Annotated in this window: 5 protein-coding genes and 6 pseudogenes; all 11 read left to right on the top strand. The window is 51.5% G+C overall.

Translation table 11 applies throughout. The features are described 5' to 3' along the window. Positions 1-7 precede the first annotated feature (7 nt). Positions 8-619, top strand: a complete 612-nt coding sequence (locus LJU29_RS15925; RefSeq protein WP_257110917.1) for a hypothetical protein — start codon at positions 8-10, stop codon at positions 617-619. 419 nt (positions 620-1,038) lie between these two features. Then, positions 1,039-4,878, top strand: a pseudogene (locus LJU29_RS15920) (DUF637 domain-containing protein); the annotation flags it as partial. Continuing rightward, complete coding sequence (locus LJU29_RS15915; RefSeq protein ID WP_257110916.1) at positions 4,875-5,483, top strand: hypothetical protein; 609 nt, start codon at positions 4,875-4,877, stop codon at positions 5,481-5,483. The pseudogene LJU29_RS15920 and the gene LJU29_RS15915, both read left to right, overlap by 4 nt. 1,356 nt (positions 5,484-6,839) lie before the next feature. Beyond that, positions 6,840-7,820 (top strand): IS5-like element ISPsy2 family transposase, encoded by a 981-nt coding sequence (locus tag LJU29_RS15910; protein ID WP_054078085.1) that lies wholly within the window; start codon positions 6,840-6,842, stop codon positions 7,818-7,820. 146 nt (positions 7,821-7,966) lie between these two features. After that, positions 7,967-9,361: pseudogene (gene tssC / locus LJU29_RS15905) on the top strand (type VI secretion system contractile sheath large subunit); the annotation flags it as partial. Between the two features lie 8 nt (positions 9,362-9,369). Continuing rightward, positions 9,370-9,777 carry a type VI secretion system baseplate subunit TssE gene (gene tssE / locus LJU29_RS15900; RefSeq protein ID WP_122321090.1) on the top strand — a complete coding sequence of 136 codons (408 nt, stop codon included), beginning with the start codon at positions 9,370-9,372 and terminating at the stop codon, positions 9,775-9,777. 91 nt (positions 9,778-9,868) lie between these two features. Next, positions 9,869-11,656 (top strand): type VI secretion system baseplate subunit TssF, encoded by a 1,788-nt coding sequence (gene tssF / locus LJU29_RS15895; RefSeq protein ID WP_057422657.1) that lies wholly within the window; start codon positions 9,869-9,871, stop codon positions 11,654-11,656. After that, a pseudogene (locus LJU29_RS29660) lies at positions 11,620-11,799 on the top strand (type VI secretion system baseplate subunit TssG); the annotation flags it as partial. The gene tssF and the pseudogene LJU29_RS29660, both read left to right, overlap by 37 nt. Positions 11,800-11,904: 105 nt before the next feature. Then, positions 11,905-12,743: pseudogene (tssG, locus tag LJU29_RS15890) on the top strand (type VI secretion system baseplate subunit TssG); the annotation flags it as partial. Further along, positions 12,740-15,320 (top strand): annotated as a pseudogene (tssH, locus tag LJU29_RS15885) (type VI secretion system ATPase TssH). The pseudogenes tssG and tssH, both read left to right, overlap by 4 nt. Position 15,321: 1 nt before the next feature. Further along, a pseudogene (locus tag LJU29_RS15880) lies at positions 15,322-16,263 on the top strand (sigma-54 interaction domain-containing protein); the annotation flags it as partial. Between the last annotated feature and the right edge of the window lie 28 nt (positions 16,264-16,291).

Genomic DNA, 16,291 nt, shown 5'->3' with positions numbered 1-16,291 from the left:
ATAATAGATGAATAACTCCGTGCGGGATATAAATGATCTACCATCTATTGATAATGTTAAACGAGTAGCCCAAGGCTTGGCACTCTTGGATGCCATAATCATGCCTGAGTGGGAGTATAGGTATTTTTCATTTAACTCTAATTGGGATGGGAGTGAGAGAGAAATGATGGCGTCGATGAGAGACGGTTCAGGTAGCGAGTTTTTTTTACACTTTTCTAATGAGGGAGTTGCAGGAAAAGTCCTATTTTCTTCAGCGTTATCTAACGCGCTCGAGCACTTGAGTTTAATTCCTAATGCTTTTGAAAAATTCAAAGATGAGCCTGCTTTTTCTAATAACAATGCTAGCCTGTTTTTTTGGCGAGGCGTCGAGCAGTCAGGGTGGAGCGCGTCTCCTAATAATCTTGAAGAATATCCGTTATTAGGTTTCTTAGTGGGTGGATGCAAGTCGTATAAGTTTTTAGTTGAGAGGTATTATGAAAAAAAAATCGATTACGAAGTGATGGAAGAAGTATTCTTTTCGCTGACGATCACTAAGGATCAGCTTTTCAGTCTTAATCCTGATATGGGGATTCGAGATTTGGCGAATGATTTTCAAGAGATCATTGGTCGGGCGATTTGATTTTAAGAGATAATTGGCGTAGGGGCTTTTCAGTATAAAGCCTCTAAAGTTGGAAGCGATTTTGATGATTTTTTAGCGTGAGAAAGCTCTGAAAGAGATGTGCTGTTTTGGAAAAGCTTCTCGAAAACATCTGCTAAGTTATCCGATGAAGTGCATGGCATTTGCTGGCGCTGAGAACGTCGACAAACGAAAGCATACCCTTGTTTGCTGGAAAAGCACCAGTTGCCTACTATTAGCATTTTAGCCGTAAATAACGGCTACATAGGTAATGCGGCCTGTCGTTATTGCAGATGCCATTGTCGATGCCACGTAAATCAGCGCGCTAAGCTAAACCGAAAACGGGGGCGTCAGCGACTGCCGCAGGCGCCAAGGTTGCTAATACCACGACGGCTGTAGATCCGCTGATTACTTAGGTCGGTCAGGTTGTAACCGACGCTCAGGCTCGTCCGGTAACTACAACGGTCAGTAGCCCGGTCGCTGCTGCAGCAGCACAAGTCGTTACCCGAGTGCAGGGCCTGCCCAGCAGTTCGTTTGTTTCCAAACCGCAAAAATACCTGATCGAAACCAACCCGGTCCTCACCGAACTTAAGCAGTTCATGAGCTCGGACTACCTGTTGGCCGGTCTGGGCTACGACCCGGAAGTCAGCGCCAAGCGCTTGGGCGACGGCTTGTATGAACAACGCCTCGTTCAGCAGGCAGTCGTGGCCCGCACTGGTCAGGCCTTCATCGATGGGCAAACCTCCAACGAGGCGCAGTTCAAGTACCTGATGAACAACGCCATCGCCAGCAAGCAGCAACTGAACCTGGCTGTCGGCGTATCGCTGAGTTCACAACAGGTCGCAGCGCTGACCCACGACATCGTCTGGCTTGAAGAGCATGAAGTGAATGGCGAGAAAGTGCTGGTGCCGGTGCCGGCGCTGTATCTGGCACAGGCCGACAATCGCCTTGGTCCGACCGGGGCATTGATTGCGGGTAACGACGTCTCACTGATCGCAGGCCAGAACCTCGACAACGTCGGTACCTTGCACGCCGCCAACAATCTCTCGGCGGTCGCAGGTAACAACCTGATCAACATCGGTCTGATAGAAGCCGGCAACCGGCTCGATCTGCTCGCGGGCAATGACCTGATCAACACCGCTGGCGGCATCATCAAAGGCCGCGATGTTTCACTGACCGCGATCAACGGCGACGTGATCAACGAACGCAGCATCACCTCGATGGACAACAGTGTGCTCGGTCAGCGCCACAACGAGTTCGCCGACAGTGCCGCGCGCATCGAAGCCGCCAACGACATGAGCATTTCGGCAGGCCGCGACGTCATCAACAAAGGCAGCGTGCTGGAAAGCGGTCGTGACATGACCATCCAGGCCGGACGCGACGTCACCATCGCCCCGACCGAAGTCACCAACAGCCTGTTCTCGGACAGCAAACACAACAGCAGCGACATCACCCAACTGGGCTCCACCGCCAGTTCAGGGCGCGACCTGACCGTTCAGGCCGGACGCGACATCTCCGTCATCGCCAGCCAGATCGACGCCAAACGCGACATCGCCATGGCCGCGACCGAAAACCTCACCATCAGCTCTGCGGCGGACGAAGAGCACTCCCTGTCCAAAAGCAAAAAACTGACCCGTCAGGAAGATCACGTCAGCCAGGTTTCTTCTGATCTTGATGCCGGGGGCAGCGTTGCCTTGCAGGCGGGCCAGAACCTCTCCGTGATCTCCAGCCGTATTACTGCGGGTAAAGAGGCGTACCTGGTTGCCGGTGAAAACCTCGACATCTTGGCTGCGCAGGACAGTGATTATTCCCTGTATGACAAAAAGAAGAAGGGGCGTTTTGGGGCGAAGAAAACCAAGCGTGACGAAGTTACTGATGTGAAAAACATTGGTAGTGAAATCACCACGGGTGGTGATTTGCTGCTGTCGAGCGGAGGCGATCAGAAATATCAAGCTGCGAAGCTGAAGAGTGGCAAGGACCTGACGATTGAAAGTGGTGGTGCGGTTACGTTTGAGGGCGTTAAGGACCTGCATCAGGAGAGTCACGAGAAGAGTGACAACAACGCCTTTTGGGTTTCTTCCAAAGGTAAAGGTAATACCGACGAGACTTTACGCCAGAGCGAACTGGTTGCCGCCGGTGAAGTAACCATTAAAGCCGTCAATGGATTGCAGATCGATATCAGGCAGGTTGATCAGCAAACGGTCACCCAGAGCATCGATGCAATGGTCAAAGCCGATCCACAACTTGCCTGGCTCAAGGATGCTGAAAAACGCGGTGACGTGGACTGGCGGCAAGTGAAGGAGATTCACGACTCCTTCAAGTACAGCAACTCGGGTCTTGGTCCAGCCTCGCAAATTATCATCGCGATTATCATGGCTGCTGTTGTGGGACCTATGGCAATGAGCGCGGTAGGTGCATCCACAGGGGCAGCAGTCACGGCAGGTACGATGAGTGCCAACACGGCAGCGTTCCTCTCTGCGGGTGCGGGCGCTGTTGCAGCGGGTGCCGCTACCAACGCAACGGTCAGCGTTATTAATAACCGTGGAAACCTTGGGGCGGTATTTAAAGATGTAACTTCTTCCGATGCCATAAAAGGGTATGTCATCTCGGGAGTGACGGCGGGTCTGACGGCTGCGTACTTTGATGGTTGGATGGGTACGCATAGTGATCCGAACACCGGCAAGATTGTTGGAGCCAAACTCTCCACTTGGGAAGGCGTGAGTCAGTTTGCCGGTAATCAGGTTCTGCAGAACGGAACGTCTACGTTACTGAGTAATGCTCTTGGTAAGGGCGGCAGTGGCAGTGATGCACTCAAGACTGCGTTGTTCAATACCTTGGCGGCGGCGAGTTTCAATGCAGTGGGTGACTATACCTACGGCAATTTTGCGGAAGGTACACCTCCCAAGGTCATCATTCACGCGATGGTGGGAGGTCTGCTATCAAAGGCCACTGGCGGAGATTTCAGAACGGGAGCGTTGGCTGCAGGAGCTAACGAAGCTTTGGTTGGACACCTGAATAGTCTGGTCAACGGTAATAAAAACCTTCTGACCATGAGTTCTCAGATAGTCGGCGCTCTGGCTGCGGCCACTCAGAAAGACGCTGATGCCAGCTCGATTGAGAAGGGGAGTTGGGTAGCCAGGAACGCTACGCAATACAACAAGGGGTTACATGAACCGGCTGCGATGGAGCTTGAAAAAGCGCGTAATGAAAATCCGGATCGTGCTGAAAGGTTAGATGCCGCTGCGTGCGCCTTGGTCCATTGCAGCGCCTCTGTACCTACTTCGGATAAAAACTACGAAGGACTGAAAGCGCTGGAAGCCAAGGGAGCTGGCTATACCCGTGAGCTGGCTGATCTCAAGGCAACAGGTCAGTTTGACTACGGCTACATTGACAGCGCTGACGACTTTATCACTCGGCATGATGAGGCGGTTACGCGAACCGGTGCTGTCATTGATACCAGCGTGAACACCTACATTGGAGGGACTTCAGCGGTAGGAGCCGTCATAACCCTGCCAGGATGTGCTTCTATCATAGGCTGTCTGGCTCCTGCGGCCCTTGGCGGTCTTGCAACCTTGTCGTTTAACAACGCAGCAGAGTCTGCTGGCGCTATCACTCAGCCTTATGTTTCAACCGAGGGACAACGGGTACTCAGCTCGTTCAACCCGGCGAGCAAAACGCCAGATGAAAGTGCGCTGGCGGCGATGGCCATCAACGCTGCTGCTTCGGTCGCAGAGGCGATTATTTTGCGAGGAGCTGGTAAGCTTCTGTTGGATGCTTTTGGGGCAGGTGCAAAAGCGACAGGAGAATTAGCTAGTTCTGGTGGGAAACCCGCCGTTGAATTATTTGGTGGGAAAAATGCTCAAACTCCTGGTGCTATAAACGTGGATATCCGAGCAGATATTCAGTCTGGTATTCGAGCGGACGCAACGAAACTTCCTTTCAAGGATAGTTCGGTGGGAGAGATTGTTGCTAGTAATCCATTCATTCCCAAGAGTGCAGGTGGTACTAACTCAATGATGGATTTTCTTCCTGAAGCTACTCGCGTGGTTGAACCTGGTGGAAAGATATTTGTCAACGCAAATGCTGCGAACCCTTACGGAAAAATACCAAGTACATCTGAATTAGAGTCTCTAGGGTTGCGAGTTATACAAAATGGCTCTCTTGACTCTCGATTCGCAGGGCAAACATTCCTTCGTACAGATGGAAGTGTAATTACGAATCTAGATAGCATGAAAACTATTGTTCTGGAGAAACTCAAGTGATAGTTTTTGTTGGTTTTGATGATATTGATACATTTAATTGCACATATGGGTTCTCAGAAGAGAAGCTTGGAGTGCTTAGGGTTTTTGTTGAGGGAGGGCTAGCACTTCCATATGGCTTTCTTTCAAAAGAAGCAAGTGGGGTTCATTTTGTCAAGTGTGATAAAGATAAAGGCAGTGGTATAGAAGATATATTTCCGAGGCACTATATTTACGATCCGTCAAGGCAGACTGAATATGTTGAATGGAAGTTAAGTGATGGGCTTTTAAGAGCCCGCACTGACGCTGGCGAGTGGGTTCAATATGGAAGCAAGGCTGATAGCCAATATGCCATGCATGAGTTTGTAGGTGGCTGCTGGTTTGTTTTTGAAGGTGTTTCCTTTTCAAAAAGGATAACTACTGAATACGCAGCGGATCGTAAAAGATCAACTGGCAATGAAACAGTCGAAGAGTTTGGCTGTCGTGCTTATATTGAGCAATCTTCTAGAGAGTATTTATTAGAGGGGGTTCTAAATGTTTCGCCAGGGCCAGGCTGGATGTCTTGGGAGATTCATTCAGAGTTATTTTATATTGAGGTCCCAGAAAAGTCGGGGGTAGGCCACGGTTAACTAGCTTTTCTGCTTTTACCGTTGTGATATATATCCTGTTGTGATTGCTTGGTGCAAAAGCGACAGGTGGTGCAGTAGAGCTAACGTTTGACAAGTCTACCCGGACCTGGACAACTCCAGCCGGTCTAGACTATGGACAAGGATCGGTTCAAGGAAAGAGAGTTTTGCATGTTTTAGAGCATGCGGAGCCGAATCCGGCCAAGACAACACGTAGCGTCTTTAATATGGACAGAAAAGAGATTTTAGGCGCTGTCGATGAAGCATGGCTCAAGAAAGGTAGTTCTGTAGTAGATGATCCGGGTGCATATGTTGTCCCGAGTGGGCGAGCGATTGGTACTTCGGGAGAAACGAGTATCAAAATTATTGTTCGGCCTAGGACCAATCAGGTCATTACCGCTTATCCTGTTAAATAAAGAGGTTTTATATGTTGTGTCCAAGATGTGGGTAGGGAGATATTGATAAGGCTAAAGTTATAGCTAGCGACACTTGTCTGTTCGTATGTCAAGAGTGCGAGGCGTCATGTTTTTTATACGAATACATTGGGTTAGGGCCTTTTTCGACTATGGGACTTATATGGAAAGTTTAGGACTGAAACCACTATTGAGTGAGTTAAAAATTATTCCTGAGTAGGTGCAAAAGCGACAGGCGTTGCGGATGAAACTGCAGGTTCAATTAGGAACGTCAACCCAGGTTATCCAGATGCTGGACGAACCCACAACTGCGTTAATTGTTCGATTGCTACTGATGCAACACTGGCAGGTAACCCAGCATCCCTACGCCCGGTATAGTAGGGCCAGGACCTCAGCGAATTGTGGTAGTTAAAGGCGGCGAAATATATTACACAGCCGACCACTACAAAACCTTCATGATGTTGGCGGACATGCTCAGGCGTGTAGTCAAGGTGGTACTTGTGATGGTTATAATCTTTTTCCACAAGATGCAAGTTTTAATAACTCTGTTTATAAAGTATTTTATGAAAATAAAATCAAAGCAGCTTTGAATGATCCTGCTCAAGTGGTTGGTAAAATAACTATAAAGTATGAAAGAAAAGGTCCGAGCTCTCCTGGGCCAGATTCTCTACAGTTACATATACAATTAATGGTAAAGTAAAGACTGTTGATTTTAAGAATTAAGCAAAAGCACCGCCGTTGGAGTGATTATGATTGCCAAAGATTTTGAAGTGGTACAAGAGATTTTTTCGCTAATTAGGGATGGCATTGTTAACGGGTATGATTCATTTTCTTTTAAGGCGGAGGTTCACTCGAGCTACATAGAGTCAGAATTGTTAGGGAAACTCTGAAAAAGACTTCCTAATTTGGCAAAATCTCCGGACACCAGTCGCCGAGCTTTTCGATGATGAAACAGATGACCTTCGCCGACGCCGAGTATGCCGGCAAGCGCAAGCAGACCCGTAAGGAATTGTTCCTGATCGAGATGGATCAGGTGGTGCCCTGGAAAGGTTTGATTGCCCTGATTGAGCCCTATTATCCAAAAGGAGAAGGTGGCCGGCCCGCCTACCCACTGATGGCGATGCTGCGTGTTCATCTGATGCAGAACTGGTTCGGCTACAGCGATCCGGCGATGGAAGAAGCGCTGTATGAGACGACCATCCTGCGTCAGTTTTCAGGCCTGAGCCTGGAGCGAATTCCAGACGAAACCACCATTCTCAACTTCCGTCGTCTGCTGGAAAAGCACGAGTTGGCGACCGGGATTCTCGGCGTAATTAATGGTTATCTGGGCGACCGTGGCTTGTCGTTGCGTCAAGGCACCATCGTCGATGCCACGCTGATTCACGCGCCCAGTTCGACCAAGAACAAGGATGGCAAACGCGATCCTGAGATGCATCAAACCAAGAAAGGTAACCAGTACTATTTCGGCGCCAAGGCTCACATCGGCGCCGACGACGAGTCAGGCCTGGTGCACAGCGTGGTAGTAACAGCGGCCAATGTGGCAGACGTCACGCAGGTTGCCAAACTGCTGCACGGCGAGGAAAACGTAGTCTGCGCCGACGCAGGTTACACCGGGGTCGAGAAGCGCGAAGAACACGCTGGGCGCAAGGTCATTTGGCAGATTGCCGCCCGCCGCAGCACTTACAAAAAGCACGGAAAACGCAGTATTTTGTACAAGGCGATCCGCAAAATCGAGAAGGCCAAGGCCCAGGTTCGCGCCAAGGTCGAGCATCCGTTTCGGGTCATCAAACGCCAGTTTGGCTATGAAAAAGTGCGCTTTCGGGGCTTGGCCAAGAACACCGCGCAGATGGTGACGTTGTTCGCCCTGTCAAACCTGTGGATGGCCCGCCGACATTTGTTGGCGAGCGCAGGAGAGGTGCGCGTGTAATGCAGGAAATGGTTACCGCAAAAGGCTTTGCAGCGGCCGAAAGAGCTAAAAAGCGAAGATAATTGAGCAAATTTCGACATGCATCGTTTTTTGAAAAGTGCTGAGGACTCGGTAGCCGGAAAACATCCGGCTACTTCAGACCTTCCTTAGAGCCTTGTGACGACGCCTATGGCATTGCCAAACGAGGGGTGGCTGCATTTATTGAAGAGTTGCTGAAGCCGCGTAATAACAACGAGCCGGTCAAAAAAGCGCTGGTTGACCGGATGATTACCGAGATTGACGTCAAGCTGAGTCGCCAGATGGACGAGATCATCCATCATGTAGAATTTCAGGCATTGGAAGCTTCATGGCGTGGTTTGAAGTTACTGATTGATCGAACCGATTTTCGTGAAAATATAAAAATCGAGTTATTAAGCGTTTCCAAACAAGACCTTCTAGAAGATTTCGAAGATTCACCTGAAGTGGTTCAGTCGGGCCTCTATAAACACGTCTACACCGCTGAGTACGGCCAGTTTGGCGGTAATCCCGTTGGCGCAATCATCGCCAATTACTTCTTCTCGCCAAGCGCCCCTGATGTCAAGACCATGCAATACGTTTCAAGCGTTGCCTGCATGGCGCATGCACCTTTCATCGCTGCTGCGGGTGCCAATTTTTTCGGGCTTGAGCAGTTCACCGGTCTGCCTGATCTCAAGGATCTGAGCGATCATTTCGAAGGCCCGCAGTTCGCCAAATGGCAGAGCTTTCGGCAGCAAGAGGACGCTCGGTATCTTGCCTTGACGGTGCCGCGTTTCCTGCTGCGCAGTCCTTACGAGCCAGAGGAAAACCCGGTGAAAACGTTTGCCTACAAGGAAAACGTTGCGAACAGCCACGAGCACTATCTATGGGGAAATACGGCCTATGCATTTGCGACGAAGCTGACAGACAGTTTTGCCAAATTTCGTTGGTGCCCCAATATCATCGGGCCACTGAGTGGTGGTGCGGTGGAAGACCTTCCCTTGCACCGATTCCACAGCATGGGTGAAATCGAGACAAAGATTCCGACGGAGGTCCTGGTCTCTGATCGCCGTGAGTATGAACTCGCAGAAGAGGGGTTTATCGCGTTGACCATGAGAAAGGGAAGCGATAACGCCGCGTTCTTTTCCGCCAGTTCCGTGCAAAAGCCCAAGTTCTTTGGCAACCATTCGGAAGGCAAAATAGCCGAGCTTAATTACAGGCTGGGGACCCAACTGCCCTACATGATGATTGTCAACCGCCTCGCGCACTACCTCAAGGTGTTGCAGCGAGAGCAGATCGGGTCCTGGAAAGAGCGAGCGGATCTGGAGAGTCAACTTAATAAATGGATTCGCCAGTACATTGCAGACCAGGAAAATCCGAGCGCGGAAGTGCGAGGAAGACGCCCGTTACGCTCGGCGCAAATTATTGTAAGCGACGTGGAAGGTGACCCTGGCTGGTACCGTGTCAGTTTGAATGTCCGCCCCCATTTCAAATATATGGGGGCTGATTTTACTCTGTCGCTGGTCGGGAAAATGGAGAAGGAATAGGTAGTGCTATGGGATCTCTCAGTAGCCTTTTTGAACGCCTTGCCGGAGTGACGTTACAGCAGCCAGGTATTTCTGAGGAAGAACAGCTAAAGGCATCGATAGCGGCACATTTGTCGAACATGCTTGGCGCTCGAGCAGGAAGCGTGAAAATGCTACCTGATTATGGCTTGCCTGACTTGAATAACATGAGTATGAGCGCTCACGAGATATTGAGGCAATCCCGTGTGGCAATTGAAAACGCTGTCAGGCTCTATGAGCCACGCTTGTCAGAGGTTTACGTTATGTCTGAAGGGCACTCGGAAAATAGACTGATACTGCAATTTTTTATTGACGCAACTTTAAAAGCTGACGACCTTAAAAAGGCTGTTCGGTTTTCCGCAACTGTCAGCGAATCCGGGAAGGTGAGGGTGAGTTGAGTATGCCAAGTGGTTCTCACGAATCAGTGGTCTCCTGTTTCTCTACATAAACTCCGTATTCATTCACAAAACAAGATCCAGCAGGTGAGCATTGTCATTTAACCATTACTATCAAGAGGAACTAATGGCCCTGCGTCAGTCGGGCCGACAGTTTTCTGATCGCAATCCGGCACTGGCTTCTTTTTTGGGGCAGGCAGGTCAGGATCCTGACGTTGAACGGTTGCTTGAAGGGTTTGCTTTTCTGACGGGTCGTTTGCGTCAAAAGCTCGATGATGATCTGCCTGAGTTGACTCATTCGCTTATGCAGTTGTTATGGCCCAATTATATGCGACCGATGCCGGCAGTGAGCATGTTGCAATTCGATCCGTTGATGGCTGTAGGGCCTGGCATAAGGGTCGAGCGCGATACCCCGGTAGAAAGTGAGCCCGTGAAGGGGCAGGTCTGTCAATTTCGTACCTGTTTTCCAACCGACATTCTTCCACTGAAGTTGGCAAATGTTTCCTACTCGGCCAGCGCGGAGGCGGCGACATTGACATTGTCTCTGGTGATGACAGGTGATGAACACCTGGGGGCGCTGGAGCTGAATAGGCTACGCCTGCACTTTGCCGGCGATCGCGCTATTAGCCAAGCGCTGTATCTTGGCCTCATGCGCAAACTTAAAAGCGTTAAGTTATTACTGTTGGATGAACAGGGCAAGCCGCTTCTGAATGGGGATGGCAAATCATATGAACTGAGCATTTCTGCAGATCAAGTGCAGCCAGTGGGCTTTGCAGAAGATGAGTCATTGATCCCTTATCCGCTGAACACTTTTCGCGGTTATCGCTACCTGCAAGAGTATTTTTGCTTTCCGGAGAAATTCCTTTTTTCTGATATTGGCGGTCTTCAGATCATCACATCAGTGAGTGAAGATGTATTGAAAGTTGCTCGTGGCTTTCAGCTGATCTTTGAAATGCATGGCGAGGACATGCAGCACCTTCGGCCGAGTGTTGAGCATATAAAATTATATTGCACACCTGTGGTCAACCTATTTAAACAGGATGCACTACCCATTCTGGCCGATGCACGACAGGATGAATACCTGCTGATTCCTGCGCATTACGGTCACGACAACTGCGGGGTTTACTCGGTTGATACCGTTACCGGATGGCAGCCGGGAGGCAGGGGATATCAGAACTATGTGCCCTTCGAGTCATTCGAACATGACCCGGCCGTCGATGTGCAGAGCAACTCCCCTTATTACAGTGTGCGTCATCGTGACTCTGTAGCGCATGGAGGGCTGGATACGTACCTGAGCTTCGATACGCGTGGCGATCGAGACAACGAAACAATCTCGATTGGATTAACCTGCACCAACCTTAACCTTCCACAGAAGATCAGGGTCGGTGAAATATGCAATTCGTGCGAGGGCACTCCAGACTTCCTGAGGTTCAGGAATATTACACCAGCAACTAAAAGCTATGCGCCACCCATAGGGCGTGACTTTCTATGGCGCGTCATTAGTAACATGTCGCTGAATTATCTGTCTCTGGCAAGTATCGAAGCGTTAAAAGTCATTATCGAAACCTATGACTTGCCGCGTTATTACGACAAGCAAGCGGAGAAGGTCAGTCAGCATTTGTTGAATGGACTGAAATCGATACGTCACCAGCACGTTGATCGCTTGCATGATGGCCGGCCGGTGCGAGGCATTAAAACCGAGCTGCTCATTGCCCCAGGCGCGCTTGCAGACGAAGCCAGTCTGTTTCTGTTTGCTTCAGTCCTAAATGAATTCTTTGCGCTTTATGCCAGTTTGAATTCTTTCCATGAACTGCATGTAAAAACCGCTCAGGGAGGTGCTTACGAATGGACGCCACGCATGGGGCAGCAGCCGCTGCTCTGACTACGCTCAGCCAGCATATACGGGAATATTCGGTGTATCAGGCGGTACCTTTGATCCTCGGGGTTTTACGTGAAGTTCACCCGGATGCCGATGATGAGCAGCTGCATGCTTTTCTTGAATTAAGGGCAAATCCCAGTCTTGGATTTCCCTGTGTATCTTCTGAAAAAGTCCATTTTTTTGGAGAGGAACCGGGCTGGAGCGCCTGTATTTACTGGCTTCGACTTTTGAAGAAAAGGCTTTTTCAGACCTTCCCTGTAGCGACATAGAACGTCTGGATTTTTTTCATGAGCACACTGACCTGTATGTCCGGTTGTACCTCAACGTGATGAGCCTGGTCGGGTCCGGTTCACCGCTGCCGGCTTTCTATGCCGAGCAGGCGTTGGGGGAACGGGACAAGCCTAATGCCACTCGGGATTTCCTGGATATTTTTAATCATCGCCTGCAAAAACTGATGTTGCCTGTCTGGCGCAAGTACCGCTATCACGCGGTGTTCGCCAGTGGCGCAACCGATCCTTTTTCCGAACATCTCTTTGCATTGATCGGTTTACATGGCGCGCGCATTCGAGAAACAACCGAGTTGAACTGGAAGCGGCTGTTGCCCTATCTGGGGCTCTTGAGCCTGCGTGCTCATTCTGCCGCGTTGATCGAGTCGGTGCTTCGTTACTACTTCAAGCATGCCCGGATGTTCATCGAACAATGTGTCGAGCGAACGGTTGAGATCAGTCGTGCTCAGCTCAATTGCCTTGGCAAAGCCAACAACCAGCCAGGGCGGAATATGGTGCTGGGTGTTCGTGTTCCAGATCGGAGTGGCAAGTTTCGCATTCATATAAAACAGCTTGATTGGGAGCGCTTCCACGAATTTCTACCCGCCGGCCGGAGCTACCAACCGTTGGGCGCACTTGTGCGGTTCACGTTGCGCGATCCACTGGATTACGACGTTTGTCTCGAGCTTCTTAATTCGGATATCAGGGATCTGCGCATTGGCCAATCGAACACTTGCCACCTGGGTTGGACCAGTTGGCTCGGGCGCGAGCATGCCCAAGGGCTTGTGACGTTCAACAGACCGACTAATAAGGACTATTCATGATCGATGTAGACCTGCAGCAGCTCGTCAGAGCCCTTGATGCCCCTACACGCAGCGAGCTTGAGGGTGCCGCCGAACGTTGTGTTTCCAGAGGCAGTAGTAAAATTTCGGTTGAGGATCTGCTGGTTGCCCTACTGGAACGGCCTGATGGAATGCTTGCGCGTGCGCTGCTGGAGGCCGATGTTGCAGCTGACGAATTTGCAGTCTTCCTTCGCCAGCCGATCGAGCAAAGTGCAATCCGTAACCCGGTATTCTCTGCCGAGCTTGTTCAGTGGCTTCAAGACGCGCTGTTGATTTCCAATCTGGATTTGGGCGAAAGCCTCATTGACCAGGCTGCGTTGATTCTTGCCTTGCTGCGCAATCCTTCGCGCTATGCGGACCGTCCATACCAGCCGTTATTGGGCAGGATCAAGATTGAACGCTTTCGCGATTACGCCCTTGCCCAGCAATCACCGGACGTAGCAAAGCCAGCCCGGAATCAAAGTGAATCGCTGCTTGCACGTTTCACTCATAACCTGACGCAGCAGGCCCGAGAGGGTTTGCTGGATCCCGTACTATGTCGTGATGACTGCTTGCGCCAGATGGTCGACATACTGGCTCGTCGACGCAAGAACAATCCGATTGTGGTGGGCGAGGCGGGTGTCGGCAAAACGGCAGTTGTCGAGGGACTGGCGCTACGGATCGTTCATGGTGAAGTGCCTGATCTGTTGAAGGATGTCGAGCTACTGTCGCTGGATATGGGGTTGCTCCAGGCGGGTGCCAGTATCAAGGGTGAGTTCGAGCGTCGTTTGAAGGGGGTCATTGAGGAAGTCCAGTCTTCACTCAGGCCTGTCATTCTGTTCATTGACGAAGCCCACACACTCATCGGGGCCGGTGTTCAGGCCGGAGGGTCGGATGCCGCCAACCTGTTGAAGCCTGCGCTGGCACGCGGGGAGCTGCGGACCATTGCAGCGACAACGTGGGCCGAATACAGACAATATTTCGAAAAGGATCCGGCGCTTGCACGTCGCTTTCAACCGGTCCGCGTAATGGAGCCCACGGTGGAGCAGGCCATCACCATTCTGCGTGGGCTCGCGCCGTTATATGAACGCAGTCATGGCGTCTATCTGCGCGATGACGCTGTGGTTGCCGCTGCCCGGCTTTCGGCCCGCTACCTTTCCGGGCGTCAGTTGCCGGACAAGGCAGTTGACCTGCTCGATACAGCGTGTGCTCGTGTGCGAATCGGTCTGGTTGCCGTGCCTGAACGTCTTGAGCATCTGCGAGGTGAACTTGCTCGGCAACGAAGGCATTTCGAGGCAATACAGCGTGATGCCGATGCCGGGTTGTCGGTTGATGAAAGCTTGCTGAATACGCTGGTTTCTGACCTGTCACTAATGCAGAGCGACGCGGATGCGCTTGAGTGCAGGTGGGTTGATCAACTCGCAGCCGTCAAGCGGCTCATTAATCTGCGCAGTCAACTGGCTGACCGAAAAGTACAGCAGGCAGGCGAGGGGAGCGACTCTCAATACACGCACGCGCTGGAGTCCGAGTTGACTGAAGTCCGGCAGGCTCTGATCGATACGCAAGTGGACGAGCGTCTGGTGAGCTTTGAAGTGTGCCCCAGACTGATCGCAGAAGTGGTGAGTGCCTGGACTGGAATTCCGGTATCGCGATTGGCTCAGGAGCACAGTGAACGGATTGACCGCTTCTCTTCGGAGCTACGTTTGCGCATCAGGGGACAGGAGCAGGCGATGCAGGCGATTGAAAAATCGGTGAGGGCATCGGCTGCCGGTTTGAATACACCCGGTGCTCCAACCGGAGTATTCCTTTTGGTCGGCCCAAGCGGAGTCGGCAAGACCGAAACAGCTATTGTTCTGGCTGACCTGCTGTATGGCGGCGAGCGTTTTCTCACGACGATCAATATGTCCGAATTTCAGGAAAAACACACCGTTTCCCGTTTGATCGGCGCACCGCCGGGCTACGTCGGTTATGGCGAGGGAGGCATGTTGACTGACGCTGTTCGACAGAAGCCCTACTCGGTGATTCTGCTTGATGAGGTTGAGAAGGCGGACCCGGATGTGCTGAATCTGTTCTATCAGATATTCGATAAAGGCGTAGCCAACGATGGAGAGGGCCGGGAAATCAATTTTCGCAACACGCTAATTCTGATGACCTCCAACCTCGGCGCTGAGGTGATCCATGCCAACTGCCACGAGAGCACGCTCCCGGATGCCAAACAGCTGGCGATGCGGCTGGAGCCGGTACTCAGCGCCCATTTCAAACCGGCATTACTGGCCAGAATGCGCGTTGTGCCTTACTACCCCATTACGGGTGTAGCGCTTCGTGAACTGGTTGAACTAAAGCTGAGTCGCCTTGGAGAGAGACTTGAATCCCGTGCTCTCACCTTCAGCTACTCGCAGAGTCTGGTTTGTCATCTGCTGGAGCATTGCACACAAAGCGACAGCGGCGCCCGACTGATTGATCAGTTACTCGAGTCTTCCCTGACCCCGTTGATAGCGGACCGTTTGCTCAGCGCCATGAGCAGCGGTAAAGCCTTATGCAGGGTTCATGCCAGGCGGAATTGTCTGTGAATTCGAATAACTATGGGCTTACAGGACGTAGCGCTGCCCTGGGCCGAACAACCCATCTTCTGGGCAAGATTCTCGACAGCACCTGCACTGTATTGCTCACTGGCGAGACCGGAACGGGCAAGGAGGTTGTGTCTCGCGCTATCCACGAGCATGGACCTCGCCGCTCCAACGCATTTGTTGTGCAGAATTGTGCTGCGTTTCCCGAAGCTCTTCTGGAAAGCGAGCTGTTTGGCTATTGCAGGGGCGCGTTTACCGGCGCTGATCGTGATCGACCTGGCCTGTTCGACATTGCTCATGGCGGCACGCTTCTACTCGACGAAATTGGCGATATGCCGATGCTGCTGCAAGCAAAGCTACTGCGAGTGTTACAGGAAGGAGAGATTCGGCCGCTGGGCGCCAACAAGGTTCGCAAGGTCGATGTGCGAATCATTGCCGCTACTCATCGCGATTTGCCAACGCTCATTGCAGAAGGGCGTTTTCGTGAAGACCTTTACTACCGTCTGGCACAGTTTCCCATTGAGCTTCCTCCGCTTCGTCAGCGCGTGGGTGATATAGAAATATTGGCCCGGCATTTTTCCGACAAGGCATGCCTGCACTCACAACGAGATCTGGTGCAATGGTCGCAGGCTGCATTGAGAGCTTTATCGGGATACGCCTTTCCGGGCAACGTTCGGCAGTTGAAGGGGTTCGTCGAGCGCGCAGTGTTGTTATGCGATGACGGTGAGTTGAAACCGGAACACTTTCCCATCCCCGCCAACCCGATAAGCCATCTGGCTTGCCTTTCGCTACGTGAGCGCATCGAACAGTTCGAACGCGACGTACTGCTTGAGTGTTTGCGCGATTGTAACGGCAACCGGAGTCGTGCAGCACGCACTCTCGGGGTGTCACGACGCACGCTGCTTTATCGCCTGGCGCATTTGAAGATCGGTGCTGCTCACGGACGGCCTGATTAACTGCTGAATCACCACGATTGCCTAACTC

Source organism: Pseudomonas ficuserectae, assembly GCF_024584585.1.
Classification (GTDB): domain Bacteria; phylum Pseudomonadota; class Gammaproteobacteria; order Pseudomonadales; family Pseudomonadaceae; genus Aquipseudomonas; species Aquipseudomonas amygdali.
Note: the sequence above shows the minus strand (reverse complement) of the source record. Positions and strands in the feature narration are given on the sequence as shown.